A 20356-nucleotide genomic window follows, 5' to 3' on the forward strand; every position below is an offset into this window, starting at 1 on the left:
TTGGTTCAGGTAAGAAGGCTACTGAAATCCATTACCTGATGATTGCCCCTGGCCCCGCCCAAGCCCCACAAGTGCAATCCTGTTAAACTCCCCCACCTCCCAGCCTCACCGATTCCAGATCCCCAATGTCCGTAGCTACCGCAACACCTGCCCCGCTGTCCCGCCGCTTTTCCGTCGCGCCGATGATGGATTGGACCGACCGCCATTGCCGCTTTTTCCTGCGCCTGCTATCGAAAAACGCCCTGCTCTACACCGAAATGGTCACCACCGGTGCCCTGCTCAATGGCGATCACGAGCGTTTCCTGCGCCATGACAAGGCCGAGCACCCGCTCGCCTTGCAGCTGGGTGGTAGCGTCCCTCTGGACTTGGCCGCGTGTGCACGCATGGCCCAGGAGCACGGCTACGACGAGGTGAACCTGAATGTCGGTTGCCCGAGCGATCGGGTGCAGAACAATATGATCGGCGCATGCCTGATGGCGCATCCGCAGTTGGTGGCCGACTGTGTGAAGGCAATGCGTGATGCGGTGTCGATTCCGGTGACGGTGAAGCACCGCATCGGCATCAATGGCCGTGACAGCTACGAGCAGTTGTGTGATTTCGTCGGCACGGTTCGCGAGGCCGGATGCACGAGTTTTACCGTGCATGCGCGGATCGCGATTCTGGAGGGGTTATCGCCGAAGGAGAACCGGGACATTCCACCGCTGCGTTATGACGTGGCGGCGCGGTTGAAGGCGGATTTTCCAGAACTGGAGATTATTCTCAACGGCGGGATCAAGACGCTGGAAGCCTGCCATGAGCATTTGCAGACGTTCGACGGCGTGATGCTCGGCCGCGAGGCTTATCACAATCCTTATGTGATGGCCGAAGTGGATCAGCAGTTGTTCGGCAGCACCGCGCCGGTGATCACTCGCGCCGAAGCACTGGCGCAATTGCGACCTTACATCGCCGCGCACATCGCTGCGGGCGGTTCGATGCACCACATCACGCGACACGTCTTGGGGCTGGGCACCGGTTTTCCGGGGGCGCGCAAGTTTCGGCAATTGTTGTCGGTGGATATCCACAAGGCCAAAGATCCGTTGGCCTTGCTGGATCAGGCCGCGCAGTTGCTTGAAGGGCGTTAAGCGCTGACTGAGCACCAGGTGCGGCTCACGCAACCTGGTGCCGTGGTTCAGAGTGCCGCCGCTTCAGTCCAGTTGACCCAACCGAATACCCACGTCGCCAGAATCAACAAACCGAATGCAATTCGATACCAGGCGAATGCCGCGTAGCTGTGGTTGGCGATGAACTTCAGCAAACCGCGTACCGCGAGCATGGCGAAGACGAACGCCGTCACGAAGCCCAAGGCAAAGACCGGCAAGTCGCCAGCCTGGAACAGGTCCCGGTATTTGTACCCTGAGTAAACGGCGGCGCCAACCATGGTTGGCATCGCCAGAAAGAACGAGAACTCGGTCGCTGCCTTGCGTGACAGACCAAACAGCAGCCCCCCGATAATGGTAGATCCCGAGCGCGAAGTGCCCGGGATCATCGCCAGGCATTGCGCGAAACCGACTTTGAGGGCGTCAGTCCAGCGCATATCGTCGACGTGGTCGACGTACACCACATGGTCGCGGCGCTCAGCCCACAACATGACGATGCCACCCAAGACCAGCGCCACCGCTACGGTTATTGGGTTGAACAGGTACTCGTGAATTTTATCGGCGAACAGTACCCCCAGGGCAACGGCGGGCATAAATGCGATCAATAGGTTCAAGGTAAAACGTTGCGCATTCCGCTGGGTCGGCAATCCGCTGACGATTTCGAGGATCTTGCGCCGGAACTCCCAGACGACCGCCAGGATCGCCCCTAGTTGGATAATGATGTTAAAGGCCATGGCTCGCTCACCACCGAAATCGAGCAAGTCCGCGACAATAATTTGGTGCCCGGTACTTGATATGGGCAAAAACTCCGTCAGTCCCTCGACCGCCCCCAAGATCAAAACCGTAACCGTAGTCCAGAAATCCATTAACCCCCCGATTAGACCCTCGCGACCCACGCGTGCAAGGTCTTTTGACCATTCGACCATTTGAATTTCATCAAATAAGGCGCCCGCAAAGAAAGGCAAGAACAGATCCTGACCTCAATGTCGTTGACAACCATCATCAGGCGAAAGAAATAGTAGAACGCATCAAGCCGGACATTAGAACCGCTTGTTATTAAATGTCCAGCCTCCACAGTCGCAATCGAGAAGTTATATAAAAGTTATTAAAGGATATATTCCTCTCCAAAATTGCGTGCCCCCCTCCACCGAGAAGAAATTTTCAGGGTTTGGTGAACTTCCGATACAAAACAAAAAACGATGCAAGCTTCAGTCACACATACAGCTTATGGGTTCGTAAACCCGGGATATCGAGAAAAAAGGTGGCACAATGCTATACACTGATATCCTCGAGCGCGCCTCAGATAATTGACCGTTCCGCTCCCCTGGAGCGCAAACGGTCACGTAAAACTCATCACCAATGTTAGAAAAACCGTGACGCCATTTAAAATTTCCCCGAAATGTTACCAATTGTCAGTCACAAACGAGAATCGGTGCTTTAACATCCAAACGTCAGCACACAGCCGAGTCAAAGCATGATGCTTACAGGTGACAAAACGACTTCAAGCCACGAGCACGCAAAGGAGCAGACAGGGATTCTCACCATTGGGCGGACCCATATGTTAGCTGAGGATTTCAGGGAATTAGTCGCCAGCCACGCAGGCAATGAAGTACCCGTCGATGCAACGTGCTACAGCAATCCATTCAACAGAAATATGCACCCGGAATTGTACCGAGCGGTCTTTATCGTCGTAGACAATCCTCAGGCGTATGTTGAAAGCATTGCATTGATCGAAAGTCTGCGCGCCAACAATATGGCGTCAATAATTTTTGCAGCGGTCACCGGATCAGGCACTTATAACAAGATGAAGTACTATCTTGCCGGTGCGGATTACTGCGGAAAATTCAGCAGTGCTCCTGACGAAAACGCCCAGGCATTTTCCGATTTTTTTGGTAGCCAGGAATGGCAGTCAAAAGATAACCTGCTTCTCGACCCCACGCGCATGTGCCTCATGGGAGATGATAAAAAACTTGATGTATCGTTTGCAGAAATGAAGATACTTGAAGCTTTTTCTGAAACGAAAAACCATATATTGAGCCATGACGAAATCGCCAGAGCCATGGGCCTCAATATTAATTTTTACGACCCGAGAGCCTTGGAAAAATCGATCAGCCGCCTTCGCGGCAAAATAAAAGGCATGTATGGCACCAACGCCATTCAAAGTATTCGCGGGCATGGATATCGCTTAATCAGGGGTTTGATTTCTACCACCTGATTATTTATGCAACGGAGTTATTGCATTATGAACGCAACCGAATGCGTGCCTCGCTTTGACCGTGCGAATCAGTACCTGTCTCGGCAACTTATTCTTGCACGCGATGACCGCCCATTTGGCAGCGAGATCAGAGTAAAAACCGACGCCAGCCAGTTCCTGTCCACTCTTGCATCTTACGCACCAGCAACGCATCAGATGAGCAGCATCTACAGTGAAGCATTGATGCATACTCGGCTGATTGCCTTCTCATTGAAAGATCGCAACGCCTCCAGCGAAAACAAATATTTGAGTCGCCGATTTGTTTGTATCGAACAGTCAGCGCTGATTAATGCTGCTCTCACCGAAGAGCTGATCCAGTGCAACGAGGCCCTGCGCGGCTTCGGTCAAACACTGGTGGTCGCACTCAATGAACTCCCTTTTCCGACGATCAGCTTTACTGATAAAAAGAAAATCATCCATAACGTGTATCAACTGAAAGATCACGGCGTCGAAATCGCATTCGATGGCTTCAACATTCAAGACGAAAGTATCGAGATTTTTACAACCCTGAATCTATTCGACTATATAAAGATCTCTGTTTCCACCTTAGACTTGAGCCTAAAGCTCACGAGCAACCCAGAACTATTCAATCGACTCTACGAGCGTATGACCCTGCAGGCTCACAATTCCAAAGTCAGCTTTATAGCGGACAGGGTAGAGCATGCTGCAAGCCATGTATTGGCGCGAGCCTTGCCCTTTGATTATTTCCAAGGGAGCCATTACTCCCCTGCCGACAACCTTTAAACCAATATCCAGGCGTGCAATTCAGGAGAGCGACATGGAAAGCAGTACAAACCTCCCGAGAAAATACTTTGTAGTAGTCACACATAGCCCCGCGCTACAGCTGGAACTGGAGACGCTACTCTCCAGCAAGCGATATAACTCGTTCGGTACGTCACAAACCAAGATGTTTGTATCAGGCGTAGTCCCACCCTCCTCCACTCCAAAACTTATGGAGTTTATTTCCCCGCACGTGGACAGAATGGTCTCGCCTGTTATCAAACATGATACACAGCGCATTCTTTCGACATTCAAGTCCGAGTGGCAAGCTGCTCAATCCATCCCTCGAACTCACAACATCACCTCTATCGCAATTGAACACAGAGAGGCCACCAGGGAATTTCCCTCCAGTCTGGTCGAGTCGCGCACAATACAGGCTGAAACCTGGCGATTCAGTAATGGCAGTGGCGCGTTGATCAAGGATGACATAGAGATTGTCTTGACTGGCCTGGAAGCCACATTACTCAAAAAGATGCTGCACCATGATGATCGCGTGGTCAGCAAAGACGATCTTATCCGCAGTATCGGCAGAGAGCCGGAACACTATCGCGGTCTCGAAATGTGTCTAAGCCGACTACAGGAAAAATTCAAAAGCGCCACTAATGGCGAACGTCTTTTTCGCGCAGTCAGAAATCGTGGATATTGCCTGATACAAAAGATCGTACGCGGAAAAAGTCTGGCCTAATTAAGTAAATTTGTGAAAGCGGTAGTGCACTACAAAAATAAAAACGTGCTTACCTAATCTCGCCACCTCCCCCCCCCTCTAAGCCCATCACAACCAAGTAACATTGCCGACTATTTCTAACACTCCTTACCTGCCCCATGCATCTCCCTTAATGCACCACCCTCCTTGTTAGAAGTCGTCAGACAGCCCTCACGCGAATCACTTAATCTATTTATTGACGACAGCGCCGCCCTGGCGTTTCAACGCGTCAGCGCATGGCCATCTTATAAAAACAATAACGCTTGCCAGATCAATTTTGACTCCTGCCTGTCGACACGTAAATGGACGTATGGGGATATCGCATGGTTAACAATCTTCGTATCAATCGAAATACCACTCTCAAAGGATTAACCTTTTGGGGACAGTGGGTAGTTGGCCAGGGCTTTGTTGTAGCTCTGTTACTTTCATTGGTTTATTACCAGACCGAAACGGTAGAGTTCTATTATCGAGTATGCGCAACACTAACCGTACTTGCATCGGTACCCGCTTACTCATGGTGTGGTGTCTATGCCAAGAAAGATAATTACCTGGAGGGGTTGATTAGACTACTGATGGGCTGGTCAATGACGTTGGCGGCACTGGCTATTGTCGCCTTCCTTTGCAAGGCCAATGAACTGTTTTCCCGGCAAATCATTCTGGTATGGGCGATCTGCAGTTACGTCGGGCAGGCGCTGTTGTACGTTCCCCTGCATGGCTTTTCGAAGTACTACCAAAGGTCACTTCAAAGAGAGCGTAGAACGCTGATCGTCGGTACTGGGGAACTGGCACTGGGGTTGGCTAACAAGCTTCATACCCTTGAGCATTTCCCACTGGTCGGCCTGGTAAGTTCCAACGCCACTCCCGTGCTGGAGGCAAGCGCGCCACCTGTCGTGGGTCCGCAAGAGGCGCTTTTGGAGCTGATCAAGATTCATGATGTTCGACGCCTGTACATCACACTCCCCCTGAGTGAGGCCGCACAAATCGAAGCCATGTATGGCGATTTGCTCGATGCCAACGTCGATGTGGTGTGGGTCCCTGACCTGAACAGCCTGACACTACTCAATCACTCGGTCAGTGATGTGGACGGCCTTCCCGCGATCCATTTGAATGAAAGCCCGCTGACCAGCCAACCCACCGCTGCCTTGAGTAAAAGCCTGCTCGATAAAAGCGTGGCACTGATGGCCATTGTCGTTCTAAGCCCGCTACTGCTAGTCATTGGTCTGGCCGTCAAGTTCACTTCCCATGGCCCGGTTTTCTTCAAACAAGACCGTCATGGCTGGAACGGGAAAGTCATCCAGGTCTGGAAGTTCCGCTCGATGCGCGTTCACGACGATGCTGAAGTCAAACAGGCCAGTCGTAATGACTCACGTATAACACCCGTCGGGCGCTTTATCCGTCGAACCTCTATCGATGAGTTGCCGCAGCTGTTCAATGTGCTGCAAGGCCATATGGCCCTTGTCGGGCCACGTCCGCACGCCATTGCGCACAACGACTACTACTCCGGAAAGATTCTCGCCTACATGGCTCGCCACCGAATCAAACCGGGGATCACCGGGCTGGCTCAAATCAACGGTTGCCGCGGCGAAACCGACACCATCGACAAGATGCAGAAACGCGTCGAGATCGACCTCAAGTACATCAATAACTGGTCGTTGTGGCTGGATCTGAAGATCCTGGTGAAGACGCCGTTCACCTTGCTGTCAAAGGACATCTATTGATGGCTGGATAGTCAGACGCAGGCAAACATCAAGGGGACGCAAGTCCCCTTTTTCATGGGCGGGATTCGGGTTCTGTCCCTCATCGACCTGACACGTCAAAACACCCCGGAGCTCATGTCAGCTCCGGGCGCAGTCGATCGAAGGGTGTTCCAAGGGGTGTGAATCGCAACAAACGCTGCGTTGTTGGCTGCTCACGGTACCACCACCTACACACGCACCCTTGCGGTAGAACGTGAAGCGATCTACAGCGCTTGTCGCCCTGTAGATCGCCTGTGGTCACTCAGTGATTTTCTCGAAGTTACGATAGAACAGGTCACTGTCACGGCTGTCGGTCATCGCCTTCAACGAGTAACTGCGATTGAGCCTCGCACCACCATCCCGGGTCAATGGCGACCAGACGATGTTGGCACGCCGCATGGTCGACATGTTCATCATCTCGTCGAACGGAATGGACATGTAAATACCCTTGTCGAAACTGCCCTCGCCGTACTCCGCGCTGGTCGCGGTGGTCAGTGTGACCCAGGCGCCAAATCGCACACCATTGGCGAACTCCCGTGAAAGGTCGACCGTGCCCCCCCAGTCCCGCGCCAGATAACGTCCGACGCTAACAGCCGCCTGGGTATCGAAAGGCAGGTCGGTATAGCCTGTGACGTGGCCAGTAACAGTCGAGTAGTCACGCAGGCCGAAACCCTGGTCAAAATTGCGTTGGCGAACAAAATTCAGGTCCGCACCGACAGACCAACGCTGCCCCGCCGGACGGAACAACACTTCTCCACCGACACCGGCAAACATCGACTCCAGATAACCGCCGTAAACCATCCCATACAAATCCTTATCCAGCTGTTTGGCATGGTTTAACTGGAAGGTCGGCATGGTCACGTCGGACGTCGTCAGGTACTCGCGCAGGTCAGTGCGCACTCGCGGCAAACCACTGGGTGCGTCGTAGGTAAAGTGGTCGTAGTTGTTCACCAGATTGACACTGAGCAGGCCGCTCCACCAGGTATTGCACGTGAAGCGATACTCGGCATCCGCATCCGCGGTCAATTGATAGAGCAACCCGTCAGGACCACCGATGTTCTGTTTGTAGCCCAACCCGATGCCATAGTTGAACGGATCGCGCGCCTGCGTGTATAGCGTCGTTTCCGTGTGCGGCATCGCGGCATTGACTTCCGTCGCGCGGTGCAGACTTTGCAGCGGTTCCTCATTGTTAATCACTTCGCGAAACGTCTGGCGCGGCACGCTGGTTTCTTCCAAAGGCATGTCGTAGCGCTTGTTCACCAAAGTGAACCAGTCGATGTCGTCGTTGACGCTGTTGTCCAGAATCCGGCTGGCGCGGCCGACGGCTTTTGCCGAGTGGAAATAATTCGTCTGCTCGCCGTATACAAACAACTCCGGGCCACGCTGGGTGATGCGCTCGACTTTGTAGCCAGCATTTTTCTGCAAGCGACGGGATACATCGGCCCAGTTGACCTGGTCCGGCGCGGTAGCGGGAGCCTGTGCGGGAAGGCGTTCTGCCGGTGGGTCGTAGGTCTTGGCCGGCGCCTTGCGGCTGACGAAGTTGGTGTGCAACGTGATGCCGAACATCGCGGTGTTGCCGCGCTCCCAACCTGCGCTGAGGTCCACTGAATCAGTCAGCTTGAAAACCGCACCGATGTTGATCGGCGAGTCCTGCTTGATCTGATTGTCCTTTGGCTCATTCTTGTAATCGTTGCCTTCATACTCGACTTTGAGGCTGAGCGGGTCCCACGGAGTCTGGTAGCTCACGCCACCAAACAGTGAGGGTCGTCCGCGAAAATAGGCATTGGTATTGACGTCACCGGTTCCGTCGCTGTCTGGCCGGGTCTTGAAACGATCGGCGACCCAACCGGCCGGATTATCGAAATCTCCCCGGTTGCCCAGGTAACCCCAGGCCACGCCGGCGCTGAAATCGAAGTCGTCGTAGCGTTTGTTGGCAACCAGGAATTCGCTGGAGAACAGACCGGTCCCCCCCACGTCACGGAAACCCAACGCCAGCTCTGGAGCCCAGTGGCTTTCTTGCCACAGACGTACCTTGACGTCCACGGCCTTGTCTTTATAGCTCTGGTCGCCGCTGAGCGACTCGGGGCCGTACTTGCGATTGGTGATCGCGGTGTAACGAAACGAGCCTTCGAGCCAATCGAATGGCTGCAGAGAAATGCTGTAGCGGCTGTACGGGTCTGTGCGACTGGCATTCACGCTCAACTCGCCCGCAGGGGCCATCCGCGCCGTCGGAGTCTGCAACAGGCCCACTCCGCCGAAATCATTTTGAGTAAAGCGTGGCTCGGCGTGCGCCAGACCACAGGGCAATAACAACACGGCTGCAAAACGTAAACTCAAGGAACCACCTCAGCCAGTTGTGTGGCAAGAAATTCAGCCAACTGCTGATTCAGTTCAGGTATGGGCGGATTTAGATCATCGGTTCTGACGGGAACCAGGATTTTGCTGCCAGCGGCAGGGACTTGGCCGCTCTCGCGATTCCAAGGCGCAATACCGACACGTCGGGTGACGCCATCGGGCTGAATGAGCCAGAGGTAATCGGTATCCGCGTCGGCCAGCGGTGCACACGACTGCAGGTATTCCCGCGCCTGTTGCATCGCGCGATGTTCGAGCCGGCACGGTCCTGCCACTGCGCCCAATACCTCGACCGCACTGAGTCGCGACGGATAGAGCAGGCTGTCGCCGTCATCGAGGCGAAAGTTGCGCGCGAACCCGACCTCGATCGCGACCGGGTCCAGAATGGCAACCTGGCGTCCCGTGACCGGCATGCGGCTGACTTGCTCGTACAACCGCAACGCCAATGCAGCCCGTTGGGTTTGCTCGAAGAGCAAAGCGGTTCGTTGCAGCACCTTCAAATCGAACAGGACACCTGCCTTGAGCCGAGTCTGCTCGTCGAGCAATGGCTGGCGTAGCCAGGCGGCGGCCAACCAGTAGCTTTCAGGATTGGGTTGCACGGAGCGGATCACGTCCAGTACGCGCGCCCCGGATGGCAGATCAACCGCCCCCGGGTTGCGCACATCACCACTGACGGAAACCGCTGCCACGCTCACACTGCTGCTAATCAACAGCAGGCTCGTCCATAACACGGCGGAAAACTTCAACGGACAACCTCACGCTCAGCGGTTAACCGAACGATCTTCACCCGCAGTTGTTTAGTCAGCTGCTGCTCACTCTGCAGGATGCAGCCGTTGTCCGGATTGACCCAGTAATGATTGGTCGCGTGCAGGCCAATAGCCGGTGCATCAATATGCTCATCGACACGCAGCAAAGCGTATTCCTTGTCCAGAATCCTGATGGTTTCCATGGGCTGGCGCGTAAAGCGGCTGTTCAACACCACACCCGTTTCATAGCCTTGATAAAGATCGATAAAGCGCTGGCTGCTGTAGCCATCTGGCAAACGGTGGAGCCCCTGTTTGAAGGGTGAAACGGCAGCAAAACGAGTGCCGTCCAGGTCGCCCCCCAAGCCAAGGCCGACGCTGCGCACCGCAAGCCCGTCGCGCAGTAACAGCACTTGCTTGCCGGAGGCGACCCAATACTGCAAATCGCCTCTCTGGCGCACCATTGCCAACACACCTTCGCCGGAAGGGGTGCTCAACTTGATCTGGGGATACCGGATCGCAGCCACCTGGTCCGGTGTCACGTCCAGTTCGTCGGGCCCGCTGACCGCCCCTTTCAGGTTGGTCATCGTGGCCGTCATCAGGGGATTGCATCCACACAACAGCAACGCCGCCATCAAGCAGACGCTAACATTCAACGTTCTCACAGTTAGACCAGACCTTATCGGTTGTTGGCTTCGCTCATGTTGTTTTGCGCGGCTGCGCCAATGCCGATAATCGAAGCCGATGGCACCAATTGACTGATGAAGCGATTCCAGCGAGTGACGTTGGCAGGCCCAACGTAAACAATGTCCTTGGGATGAACATCGAAATGCGTGGCGAGGGCCATGGCGGTAGGAGATTCAGCTTGTAGCTGAAAGATTTTCGCCGGTTCGACATCGAGGTTTTCGACACCCCTGATGACGTACACCGCGTTGCCGTTCGAAGTCGTCTGATTCAGTCCGCCCACCGAGCCGATGACGTCGGACAAATTCATGGTCCGGGTCTTGAACGTCAACGCACGCGGCTGGTTGACCTCCCCCATCACATAAATCTTTTTGTTGTCGTTGTACGGCAGGTACAACTGGTCACCGCCCCGGAGGTAGACCTTCTGCAACTCTGAGTCCGGTTGGTTGAGCGCGTCGAGATCGAGCGCATAGACCCGCCCGTTGCGCGTTAACAGCAACCCGGACAAATCCGCGTTGAGCGGGTCAATGCCGGCGGAACCCAAGGCTTCGACAACCGTGAGTGGATTGGTGGAAATGGGCTGCGGACCGGCCTTCAATACGGCACCCGACACCACGACTTTCTGGCTGGCGAAGCGCAACACGGCGACATCCACTTGCGGATCGGAAATGAACGTCGACAACCTTTCGGCAATATCGGATCGCAGTTGCTGGATGGTCTTGCCGGCGGCCTGGATTTCTTTGATGTAGGGGTAATACAACGTGCCATCGGAACGTACCAGACGGCCGTTCGCGTCGATCTGCTGCTGCGCTCCGGAAGGGGCCGTGAGCTCGGGGTGATCCCACACCGTGATGTACAACACATCGTTGTTACCGATGAGGTACTCGCCGGGAGCCTTCAACAGTTCCGGGGACAATGACTCACGCTTGGGGATGGCTCTTTCCATGGCGATGAGTTTGGGGGTAATCGGGATCAGTTCGACCCGGCTGCTTTCACTGGAGCCCTCGCGAGTAATATCACTGGTGCTCAGATGTTGACCTGGAGAAAACATGCAGCCTTGCAAAGCAATACTTGCCAGCATTAAAAAAGTAAAACTGCGATTCATAATGGCACTACGCTAGTCAAGGGCAAACCAAAAAAAGATCACCCGGCTTTGACCGGGCAACCTTGAATTAAACCTGCGGAATTTATCAGTTACTGGTACCGGTGGTCCCGGTAGTGCCAGTGGTTCCGGTAGTTCCGGTGCCACCATTGGAGCTTCCGCCACTGTTGGATGCTGCAACCGCAGCCGCAACCAAGGCTGTACCCGCTAGGACGACCTCCGTGGCCGTCACGCTACCCACAACAGCAGTGTCCGTCGTGAGCGGTTCTTCTGCGGCAAATGTCCAACTGCTCGTCAAGGACAATAAGGCTACTACCATCATTCTTTTCATATCAAATTCCTCCCTGGTGCTCGATTCTTTGGATTGATACCAGGTGCTCAGTTAATTTCAGAACATGATCAAGCCGCAGGGTGTCGAATCGAATCCGTTATTCGTCGCCAACACCGCATGACTGACACACGTCGAACGGCAGTGTTTATATCTACGGGCTTGTCCAACGCATGACCAGTCAATTTTTCCGACGATCTTTAACATCGGATTCGGATATAACAATTGAGGCGATAACTACGTGTGAATCGTTGCTGAAGAAGTCTTAGCCCTGATATCCCGCCGGATGACTCGATTGCCAACGCCAGGTATCGATCATCATCTGCTGCAGATCCCGCGTAGCCTTCCAGCCCAACTCCTGCGCAGCCTTGGATGAATCGGCCCAACACTCCGCAATATCGCCCGAACGTCGCGGCATCACGCGATAAGGCACCGGGCGACCCGACGCCTGTTCAAACGCCCGCAGCACCTGCAAAACGCTGTAACCGTCTCCCGTGCCCAGATTCCAGGTATTGATGCCGGTACGCCCAGAAATCGCCTGCAACGCTTTAAGATGACCGTCGGCCAAATCCACAACGTGGATGTAATCGCGCACGCCGGTGCCATCGACCGTTGGGTAATCGTCACCAAAAATCGACAGTTCTTGCAGGCTGCCGACGGCCACCTGGCTGATGTAAGGCACCAGGTTGTTCGGAATGCCGCGGGGATCCTCCCCCATCAGCCCGCTGGGATGAGCCCCGATCGGGTTGAAATAGCGCAGCAGCGCAATACTCCAACGCGGTTCTGCCGCACACAGGTCCTGCAAGACGTTTTCAATGATCAGCTTCGATTGCCCATAAGGATTGGTGGGCGTACCCGTAGGGAAGTCTTCACGGATCGGCATCTGCTCAGGCGCGCCGTAAACCGTCGCCGATGAACTGAACACCAGTCGAAAGACTCCAGCCGCGGCCATCGCCTGGCACAGCGTAATGCTACCGCTGACGTTGACCTGGTAATACTCGAGCGGCTTGCGCGTACTTTCTCCAACAGCCTTGAGTCCGGCGAAATGCAGGACAGCATCAATGGCATGCTCTTGAAAAATCCGGTCCAGCAATGCTCGGTCACAGACATCGCCATGAATCATCAGCGCGGTTTTTCCGCAGATGGCTTCCACCGCATGCAATGCGGCGTCCGAGCTGTTGCTGAAGTTGTCCAGCACAACCACTTCAAAACCCGCTTCAAGCAGTGCAAGCGTTGTGTGCGAACCGATATAACCGGTTCCACCCGTTACCAGAATTTTCATGGAGTGGCCCATACAAGGTATTTGGAGTATTAAATAACGTGTATCAGGCGCCTTAATAAGAACTCATACTCAAGCGCGCCGAAACCTTGCACTTATTAACACTTCACCAAACACCGAGCCACGAACAGATACCGACCAATATTAACCAATCAAAACAAACCCAGACAACCAATAACATTCACCCCATTTATAACAGCCAATAATTTCGACCGCACAAACATTTAATGTGTTAAAGCACAAGTACTGCAATACTTCGACACTCACGACCACTCTCCCTAGCGACTGTTCGTGACTGTGAATAATAACTTTCAGGATATATCCATGATTCGTAAATGTTTGTTCCCTGCCGCTGGCTACGGCACGCGTTTTCTGCCAGCGACAAAAGCCATGCCCAAGGAAATGCTCCCGATCGTCAACAAACCCTTGATCCAATACGGTGTTGAAGAGGCACGGGACGCCGGCCTTCAGCACATGGCAATTGTTACCGGTCGGGGCAAGCGTGCACTGGAAGACCATTTCGATATCAGTTATGAACTGGAGCACCAGATTCGCGGCACAGAGAAGGAAAAGTTTCTCGCAGGCACCCGGGAGCTGATCGAAACCTGCACGTTTGCCTACACCCGCCAGGTCGAAATGAAAGGCCTCGGGCACGCCATTCTCAGTGGCCGTCCCTTGATCGGTGACGAACCGTTTGCCGTGGTACTGGCCGACGACCTGTGCCTGAACCTCCAAGGCGACGGCGTGCTGGCGCAGATGATCCAGCTCTACAAAAAATTCCGCTGCTCGATCGTGGCTATCCAGGAAGTCCCTCGTGATCAGACTCACAAGTACGGCGTGATCGCCGGCGAACTGATCTCGGAAGGCATCTACCGCGTCAACAACATGGTGGAAAAACCCAACCCGCAAGATGCCCCGTCCAACCTCGCGATCATCGGCCGGTACATCTTGACGCCGGACATCTTTGACCTGATCGCCGACACCCAACCTGGCAAAGGTGGCGAGATCCAGATCACCGACGCCCTGATGAAACAAGCGCAGAACGGCTGCGTGCTGGCCTACAAATTCAAAGGCATGCGTTTCGATTGCGGCGGTGCAGAAGGTTATCTCGAAGCCACCAACTTTTGTTACGACAACGTGTACCTCAAGGGTCTCTGAGACGGCTCACACTCCCAACGCCCACTCTTCATTCAGGCAGGCCAACCATGAACATTGCAAAACTCTCGGCATACATTGAAATGGAGGTGGGCAACCTCGGGGTGATGTCCTCGCTATCGCGACATCAGCGGTTGCCGAGCGCCAACGAGTCCTGGCTCGGCCCCACTCTATTGGTGGAACGGATCGGTATGTTTCCCTCTTCGGGAGACATCCGCCGGCCGATGCTCGACCCCTATCCCCTCCTCGCTCACCTGAAACGGCTTTATCGCGGCCAGGCGCTGGAAATGGATGACCGCGACGGCCTGAAAGTGATTTTCAGCGACTGGCGATTCCGGGTGCGCATTTGCTGCAACGACCCGGCCATCATCATCAATGTAGAAACCCGTTGTGCAACGCAATTGATGCCGCTCAAAACGGCAGAATTGCTCGCTCATCTCGAGCACTTCGAGACAGCTGGTCAGTAGGCGCAGGCGGCCTGTTGCCCGCCCGCCATCCAGCGATAGAAGTAATCGGCAATCACCCGCCCACCCGTGGCCGGCACCGGATGAATCTTGTCCGGGCCGATCATCGTGGCGGCGTAGCGTTTGACGTCGCTACCGAACGCACACTGCAGATTGGCGTAACCGTGGTGTTCCTGGCGAGCCCACGGCTCCAGCACCTGCGCATAAGCCGACATCGGGTAAGCACTGGAACGCGTGGTGTCCTGACGCAGGATCAGGTTGATGCTCGCCGCCGGCTGAATCTCGTGCACCATCCGCACCAGCCCCTGGACATTCTTCAGGTACTGCTCGGGTTTCACGCCAAAGCCCTGATCGTTGCCACCCAGCATGATCAGGTAAATGTCGGCAGGAATCTTCGATACCACGGCCTTCCACTGCGCCTGCCAGCGATCATCGCTGTGATAGAAGTCTGCGGACGCGGCGCCGGATGCCGCCAGTTTGGACACCCGCACACCGCCCTGATCGTTGCTCATCCACAGGCCGAAGAGCGTGGGCGTACCCTTCACCACTTCCAGGCGCAACGCCCAGTCTTTGCTTGCCGATGCGCCAGGCAGCGACACTTCCTGAACCCCTGAGCCTGTCAGCGTCAATGACCGCCAAGCGTCTGAGAATGCCCAACGGTAGCGAACCTCATTGGTTTCGCCATTGCCGAGGTAGAGCAATTTCGCCTGGCTGACGGCGGTATCAATGGCTGCTGTCGGGCTGGCATCTATTTCCAGCCATGCGCCTGGTCGCCCCGTGACGGTACGGCTGTCGGGGCTGGCTTGGCCAAGGCCGGATAGCTGCCAGTCGCCGCCGAAGTACTTTTCACTGCTACGGGTGTATTTGAAATGCGTCCCGCCAAGCGCCGCGCCGTGGTTGAAACCAACGTAGCCCGGACCGGCAAAACCCGCCTCGGTGGCCACTCGCTGCACGAGTTTATTCAGATAGAAATCCTGGCCGGCGCTGTAGCTGTCGCCGATCACCGAGATGGCCAGGACCTTCCCTGCCTTACCTTCGCGCCATTGGCCAAACCGTTCGCGAGCGTCGCCGACTTCGATCACCGAAGCCGCCCCAGGCTGGACGTCATCAACTGCAAACATGCATCGCTTCCTTTATCCGGGACGTCATCGAGCTTGCGGCACCGTGGTCACGTTCGCCGAGGGCTTTTTGACTGCCGCACGCTCCCCCAGGAACAGCACGGAGGTGAAGTTGAATCGGCTGAAAATCATCGATAACACCACCGGTCCCAGCAAACCGCACAGCAAGCCACCCAGCACCAGAAGACTTTCGTCCTTCACACCCAAACGCCCCAGTACAAACCGCGACGTGGCGGCGAACAGCACATGGAATAGGAAGATCGCATAGGAGTAGCCACCGAGCCAGGTCAGGGCCTTCGAGCGCATGTCACTCGACAGTAGCGCAATGCAAGACACGCAGCCCACGGTCAAACCGATCAGGCTGCGACGGTCGACGATCAACTCACGATCCACCGCGGCCACATACAGCAGCGTCAGCGAGATCAGGACAAACACCAGCGGCCCGATCACCTTGAACCGTTGCTTCAATACATCGACATTTTCCTGGCCAATCATCCCAGCCACAAAAAACGGCAGCAGGTAGATCGCGCCGTTGATGCCAAACGCATCGACTTTAAACGGTGGCAGCACAAACACCACCGCCGCAAAGGCAAACAGCAGATACAGGCGCGACGCCGAGCGCAGCAAACCACGCCACTCCAGCAGGCCGACGAACATGAAGATGATGAACACCGCCTGCAAAAACCAGAAGTGGTTGACCGGCACCCAGAACGACAACAGTGCATCAAAGACACTGACATCCTTGTTGACCCCCGGGCCCACCGCCTGCAACACAGAGAACGGCACACCGACGCAAAACAGCGGCACGATCAGCCGCCGGACCTTGCCGCTGAAGAACGTCGAAAAGTCATTGCCACGGATTTTGTAGATGGAATAGATGTAGCCCGAAATGAAGGTGAACAGCGGCATGCGCACATACACCATCGAGTCGGCGATCACCCGGAACGGCGAGCCCAGGTCTATCTTCAAGCCGCCGCCCAGCGGGCCGATCACGTGATAGAGCACCAGCAGCAGGCACGCCAGGCCGCGCAGGGTTTCGATCTCCAGCGACTTTTTCTTGCTCGACATAAACCGCAAACCTCAATTCAGAATTCTTGATTCAACCTGCACCGGTTTGTTTGCCCGCAGCATCAATCCCAGGCCCACGAACAACACGGGCACCACCATCGAGAAGTGCCGGGCGAAGGAACCAAAGTCCGGCTCGAACAGGCCTTGAACCAGCAGAAACGCCAACGGAATCGCGATCAGTTCCTTGGGTTTGGTCTGGATCGGCGCACCTTTGTAATCGGTCGAGGTGATGACTTTGAACAGCAGCAACGCGGTCATGATCATCAACGCGACGAAGACCACCTGCCCCGGCCCCGACAGTAAAATCAGCTCCACCGGGAACGACAACCGGAAGAAGATGATCATCGAGTCCAGCGCTTGCGAGACGAAGTCGCTGCCGCTGAGCCACGAGACGATCAACGATTTGGACCCCTCCTCGCCTGCCGTGCGCAATTCGTTGTTGCTGGCGCGAATCGACGACACCGGAAACCCGAGCGCCACCTGGATCGCCATGGCGACCGCCAGGTAAAACAAAAACAGCATCAGGAAAAAGGTGAAGCGCGAGACATACTTTTTCATCACGCAGACGCCGACCCAGGACAGTGAAAACAGAATCCAGTAGGGTCGGATCAGCACGCCGTAGATCACCGCAGAGAGGAAAAAACCGCCGCGATATTTGCGCGTCAGCGAGCTGAGCAAAATGCTCAATACCGCCACCGACACAATGATTTCCTTGGTCAGGTTTTCCAGGAAAAACGAGCGCACGATGCCCCACAGACACAGCGTGCCGAAAATCGCCAGCGGCATGCGCCGAAAGACCACCACCGGAATCGCCGTGAGGAAAAAATTGCAGAACATGCCGTAGGCCCAGGCGTTGGTCAAGTTGATCCCGGTGGGCAGCAGCAGGAACGCCGAGCACTCATAGGAAGAGCGATCCGGCGAGAACGGGTTCCAGAAATTGCAGTTGTCGGCACGGGCGTAGGACGACCACAAGGTCATGGCGTCCGGACCAGGATCACGGGGAATCAACAGCGGCATGGCCACCGACAGAAACAACCCGGTGAACAGAATCAGGAACGAAATCGACGAGTCGAGTTTCTTGCCGCGAAACTCGATGCATGGCAGCTTCAACCCCATGCCAGCGCCCCTTTCGGCCGGGTCACACGGGTCAGCACGGCAATTACCCCAAGCTGCACAATGATTGCAAAAACGTTGCCCCAGGCTGCGCCGTAAATGGAGTAGTGCTTGATCAGGAGATAGCTGACCGGCACTGAAACCAGCAAGCAAATGAACGCGCTTGCCAAAGACACCCGACTGTTTTTCGAGGCAATCAAACCGCCCCAGACGATGTCGCCAATGGCGCGCAATGCAAAGGAGAAAATCAGCACACCGAGGATTGCATTGTCCGGTCGCGGGACCGCCGCACCGACGTAATCGAGCACCACGTTGAAGAACAGATAAATGAGCACCGCCACTGCGGCCGACACCACCAGCGAGCGCATGACCCATTTGTTGACGAACAACTGCCGGACCGTAAAAGGCTGTTGATCAGCCTGAAAACGCTTGGCGAGCACGGGGATACCGACCACCGCTACCACTGCGTAGGACAACGCTTGCAAGGTGTTGGCCGCCGACCACGCGTAGACGTATTTACCGAGGCTGGCGTAAGGTTCCAGATCAATGATCAGAAAGCGCTCGGCGTACTGACTCAAGGCGATCAGCCCGGTACCGAGATAGAACGGCAACCCGGCTTTCCACACGGTTGCCGTGGCCAGCGTCCCACTGACCCGGCCTTTGTGCACGCTCACCACTATCAAGTAACCGGCGACGATCACCAGCACGTTGGCCGCGACCCAAAGCCACAACACGCTGGCGATTCCCGACACCCAGCCGAGCATCATCCCGCCCACCGCCAACACCGCCCAGAGGCCGGTCTTGATGAAAAATAACAGCGCACCCGCCGTGGCTTTCTGCGCGGAAAACACGAATGAGTTGATTTCGAATGACAGGTGCTCAGTGAGCAAGACCAACGTCACGCAGAGGATCAGCGCAGTCGTCGCTTCGACAGCCTGGAAAAGCGAGTACACCAGTACCGTCACCACCGACAACAGCAGCCCCACGGCCAGATACAGCAGCAGGACTCTATCGACAACCCGGCGCGAACTGCCGCTAACGCTGATCAGCCGATTGATCTCGGAACTGAAACCGACGCTGTAGAACTTCGACGCAATCAACGAAGCCGCGACCACCACACCGTAAAAACCCAACGCCTCATAACCCAGGTAATGGGTGATGGCCAACACCAGCAAAAACTTCGCGCCCAATGCCCCGCCGCGAAGCAACAGCCGAAATATCATCGAACGATACCTTTGATGATGTCGTCCATGGCCACGGTTTTTGCCTCGATCTCGCGACAGGTGTCGGTCAGGCGTTTGCCGAAATTCGACAGCGCATCCGGTGCGTAAACCGTGTTGATGATGGTGTCGACATTGATGTCGCCGCCATTGATCACCCAGTCTTCCACGCCCATGTCCTGATAGGCGCCGAAGCCTTTGCGCTCGTAGCTGATGTGGTACGCCGGAACACCGGACAGCAGCGACTCGATGGCGCCGTGCAGGCGAACGGAAATCACCAGGTCGGGTTGATACTTGGCCAGTGTCGCTTTCAACGGCAGCAAGTCTTCGGTGATACCCAACTCGCGATAGAACGCGCCGTCATCGTTGCCGCGTACGGCACTCTGCACGGCACACACCACTTTGCTTTTGTTCTTCAGGCGTTGCAGGAGCAGCTTCAGGTTGGCGACGTAGGCGACCTTCTTTTCCTTGCTCCACTCCGGTGGCTTGCGCAGCACCACGCACACCGTGGCCGGCGACGAGGCGCAGCGGGTGAACTTGGGTTGCTGGAGGATTTTGCTGGCCAATGACTGCACTGCCAGATCCGGCGCGCGGAAGACATTTTCGCAGGCATCGAAAATCGCCGAGGAGCGATTGTCACGCACGAACACCGCGTCGGCACTGGCGTAATGCTCGACGATTTTACCGCTCTCACCGTGGAACGGTCCGATGCTTTGCGGCAGGTACACCGACGGCACTTTGCTGAGGATCGCCGTTTCCAGTTGCTTGGCGTGCCCCAGTTTCAGCTTGATGTGTTCAAAGGCACTTTTGGAGCGCATGTAGCCGCCACCGACGCCGACGATCAGATCGGTTTTCTTCAACAGGTCAGCCAGGCCCGCGTAAGACTGATTGAGAAACACCGCTTGCTTGACCCGGCCCAGCCCTTTGGCCGCCATCACCGGCGCGTCAAAACGCGGGTGTGGCAAGTAGCTGAAAGAGTCTGGATCGGATGCCACGACACTGATCGAAGTGTCGTCACCAAAATTGCGCTGTACCAGGGCAATGGCCAGATCGACGAGCAGACCGTCACCGGAGTTCGACGCACTGTAGCCATGCAAAATCGTTACGTTCATAAGCTGAGT

At 55.5% G+C, this 20356-nt stretch carries 19 protein-coding genes; 7 read left to right on the forward strand and 12 right to left on the reverse strand.

The features are described 5' to 3' along the window. Positions 1–125 precede the first annotated feature (125 nt). Positions 126–1121 (forward strand): tRNA dihydrouridine(20/20a) synthase DusA, encoded by a 996-nt coding sequence (gene dusA, locus ACNYC6_RS03590; RefSeq protein ID WP_419711114.1) that lies wholly within the window; start codon positions 126–128, stop codon positions 1119–1121. A gap of 47 nt (positions 1122–1168) precedes the next feature. Here the strand turns inward: dusA and ACNYC6_RS03595 are convergent, their stop codons facing one another. Further along, on the reverse strand, positions 1169–2002 hold the full coding sequence (locus ACNYC6_RS03595) for an undecaprenyl-diphosphate phosphatase (protein WP_419712907.1): 834 nt from the start codon (positions 2000–2002) through the stop codon (positions 1169–1171). Between the two features lie 608 nt (positions 2003–2610). Here ACNYC6_RS03595 and ACNYC6_RS03600 point away from each other — a divergent pair. From ACNYC6_RS03600 to ACNYC6_RS03615, 4 genes are all read left to right on the forward strand, one after another. After that, positions 2611–3351: a winged helix-turn-helix domain-containing protein gene (locus ACNYC6_RS03600; protein WP_419711115.1), complete on the forward strand. Its 741-nt coding sequence runs from the start codon at positions 2611–2613 to the stop codon at positions 3349–3351. Between the two features lie 27 nt (positions 3352–3378). Then, a complete protein-coding gene (locus tag ACNYC6_RS03605) occupies positions 3379–4134 on the forward strand; it encodes an EAL domain-containing protein (protein WP_419711116.1) in 756 nt (251 codons plus the stop codon). A 34-nt stretch (positions 4135–4168) separates the two neighbouring features. After that, on the forward strand, positions 4169–4855 hold the full coding sequence (locus ACNYC6_RS03610; protein ID WP_419711117.1) for a winged helix-turn-helix domain-containing protein: 687 nt from the start codon (positions 4169–4171) through the stop codon (positions 4853–4855). A 341-nt stretch (positions 4856–5196) separates the two neighbouring features. Beyond that, positions 5197–6591, forward strand: a complete 1395-nt coding sequence (locus ACNYC6_RS03615; protein WP_419711118.1) for an undecaprenyl-phosphate glucose phosphotransferase — start codon at positions 5197–5199, stop codon at positions 6589–6591. Positions 6592–6867: 276 nt separating this feature from the next. Here ACNYC6_RS03615 and ACNYC6_RS03620 read toward each other — a convergent pair whose 3' ends face one another. The 6 genes from ACNYC6_RS03620 to galE all read right to left on the reverse strand — a co-directional run bounded on the left by ACNYC6_RS03620 (position 6868) and on the right by galE (position 13100). Beyond that, a complete protein-coding gene (locus tag ACNYC6_RS03620) occupies positions 6868–8946 on the reverse strand; it encodes a YjbH domain-containing protein (RefSeq protein ID WP_419711119.1) in 2079 nt (692 codons plus the stop codon). Then, on the reverse strand, positions 8943–9707 hold the full coding sequence (locus ACNYC6_RS03625) for a capsule biosynthesis GfcC family protein (RefSeq protein WP_419711120.1): 765 nt from the start codon (positions 9705–9707) through the stop codon (positions 8943–8945). The genes ACNYC6_RS03620 and ACNYC6_RS03625 overlap by 4 nt, the downstream gene beginning before the upstream one ends. Continuing rightward, on the reverse strand, positions 9704–10369 hold the full coding sequence (locus ACNYC6_RS03630; protein WP_419711121.1) for a YjbF family lipoprotein: 666 nt from the start codon (positions 10367–10369) through the stop codon (positions 9704–9706). Before ACNYC6_RS03630 ends, ACNYC6_RS03625 begins: the two co-directional genes overlap by 4 nt. Before the next feature lie 14 nt (positions 10370–10383). Then, positions 10384–11439: a polysaccharide biosynthesis/export family protein gene (locus ACNYC6_RS03635; protein WP_419711122.1), complete on the reverse strand. Its 1056-nt coding sequence runs from the start codon at positions 11437–11439 to the stop codon at positions 10384–10386. Between the two features lie 139 nt (positions 11440–11578). Next, positions 11579–11821: a hypothetical protein gene (locus ACNYC6_RS03640; RefSeq protein ID WP_419711123.1), complete on the reverse strand. Its 243-nt coding sequence runs from the start codon at positions 11819–11821 to the stop codon at positions 11579–11581. A 262-nt stretch (positions 11822–12083) separates the two neighbouring features. Next, positions 12084–13100, reverse strand: coding sequence for a UDP-glucose 4-epimerase GalE (gene galE, locus ACNYC6_RS03645; RefSeq protein WP_419711124.1), 1017 nt, complete (start codon positions 13098–13100; stop codon positions 12084–12086). Between the two features lie 321 nt (positions 13101–13421). Between galE and galU the strand changes: the two genes are divergently transcribed. Beyond that, complete coding sequence (galU, locus tag ACNYC6_RS03650) at positions 13422–14255, forward strand: UTP--glucose-1-phosphate uridylyltransferase GalU (protein WP_419711125.1); 834 nt, start codon at positions 13422–13424, stop codon at positions 14253–14255. 47 nt (positions 14256–14302) lie between these two features. Then, positions 14303–14719 carry a mannose-1-phosphate guanylyltransferase gene (locus tag ACNYC6_RS03655; RefSeq protein ID WP_419711126.1) on the forward strand — a complete coding sequence of 139 codons (417 nt, stop codon included), beginning with the start codon at positions 14303–14305 and terminating at the stop codon, positions 14717–14719. Here ACNYC6_RS03655 and ACNYC6_RS03660 read toward each other — a convergent pair. Genes ACNYC6_RS03660 through ACNYC6_RS03680 form a run of 5 tightly spaced genes read right to left on the reverse strand, consistent with a single transcriptional unit; the run spans position 14713 to position 20347 of the window. Then, positions 14713–15837, reverse strand: a complete 1125-nt coding sequence (locus ACNYC6_RS03660) for an SGNH/GDSL hydrolase family protein (RefSeq protein ID WP_419711127.1) — start codon at positions 15835–15837, stop codon at positions 14713–14715. The two genes, ACNYC6_RS03655 and ACNYC6_RS03660, sit on opposite strands and share 7 nt — an antisense overlap. Before the next feature lie 24 nt (positions 15838–15861). Next, the gene (locus ACNYC6_RS03665) at positions 15862–16902 is read right to left on the reverse strand and encodes an acyltransferase family protein (protein WP_419711128.1); all 1041 of its coding nucleotides are present in this window, start codon (positions 16900–16902) and stop codon (positions 15862–15864) included. A gap of 12 nt (positions 16903–16914) precedes the next feature. Continuing rightward, on the reverse strand, positions 16915–18018 hold the full coding sequence (locus ACNYC6_RS03670) for a hypothetical protein (RefSeq protein WP_419711129.1): 1104 nt from the start codon (positions 18016–18018) through the stop codon (positions 16915–16917). Next, the gene (locus ACNYC6_RS03675; protein ID WP_419711130.1) at positions 18009–19238 is read right to left on the reverse strand and encodes a polysaccharide biosynthesis C-terminal domain-containing protein; all 1230 of its coding nucleotides are present in this window, start codon (positions 19236–19238) and stop codon (positions 18009–18011) included. The genes ACNYC6_RS03670 and ACNYC6_RS03675 overlap by 10 nt, the downstream gene beginning before the upstream one ends. Then, positions 19235–20347, reverse strand: a complete 1113-nt coding sequence (locus ACNYC6_RS03680; protein WP_419711131.1) for a polysaccharide pyruvyl transferase family protein — start codon at positions 20345–20347, stop codon at positions 19235–19237. The genes ACNYC6_RS03675 and ACNYC6_RS03680 overlap by 4 nt, the downstream gene beginning before the upstream one ends. Positions 20348–20356: the final 9 nt, after the last annotated feature.

The sequence above is a fragment of the Pseudomonas sp. NFX224 genome, assembly GCF_048565165.1.
Lineage (GTDB): Bacteria > Pseudomonadota > Gammaproteobacteria > Pseudomonadales > Pseudomonadaceae > Aquipseudomonas.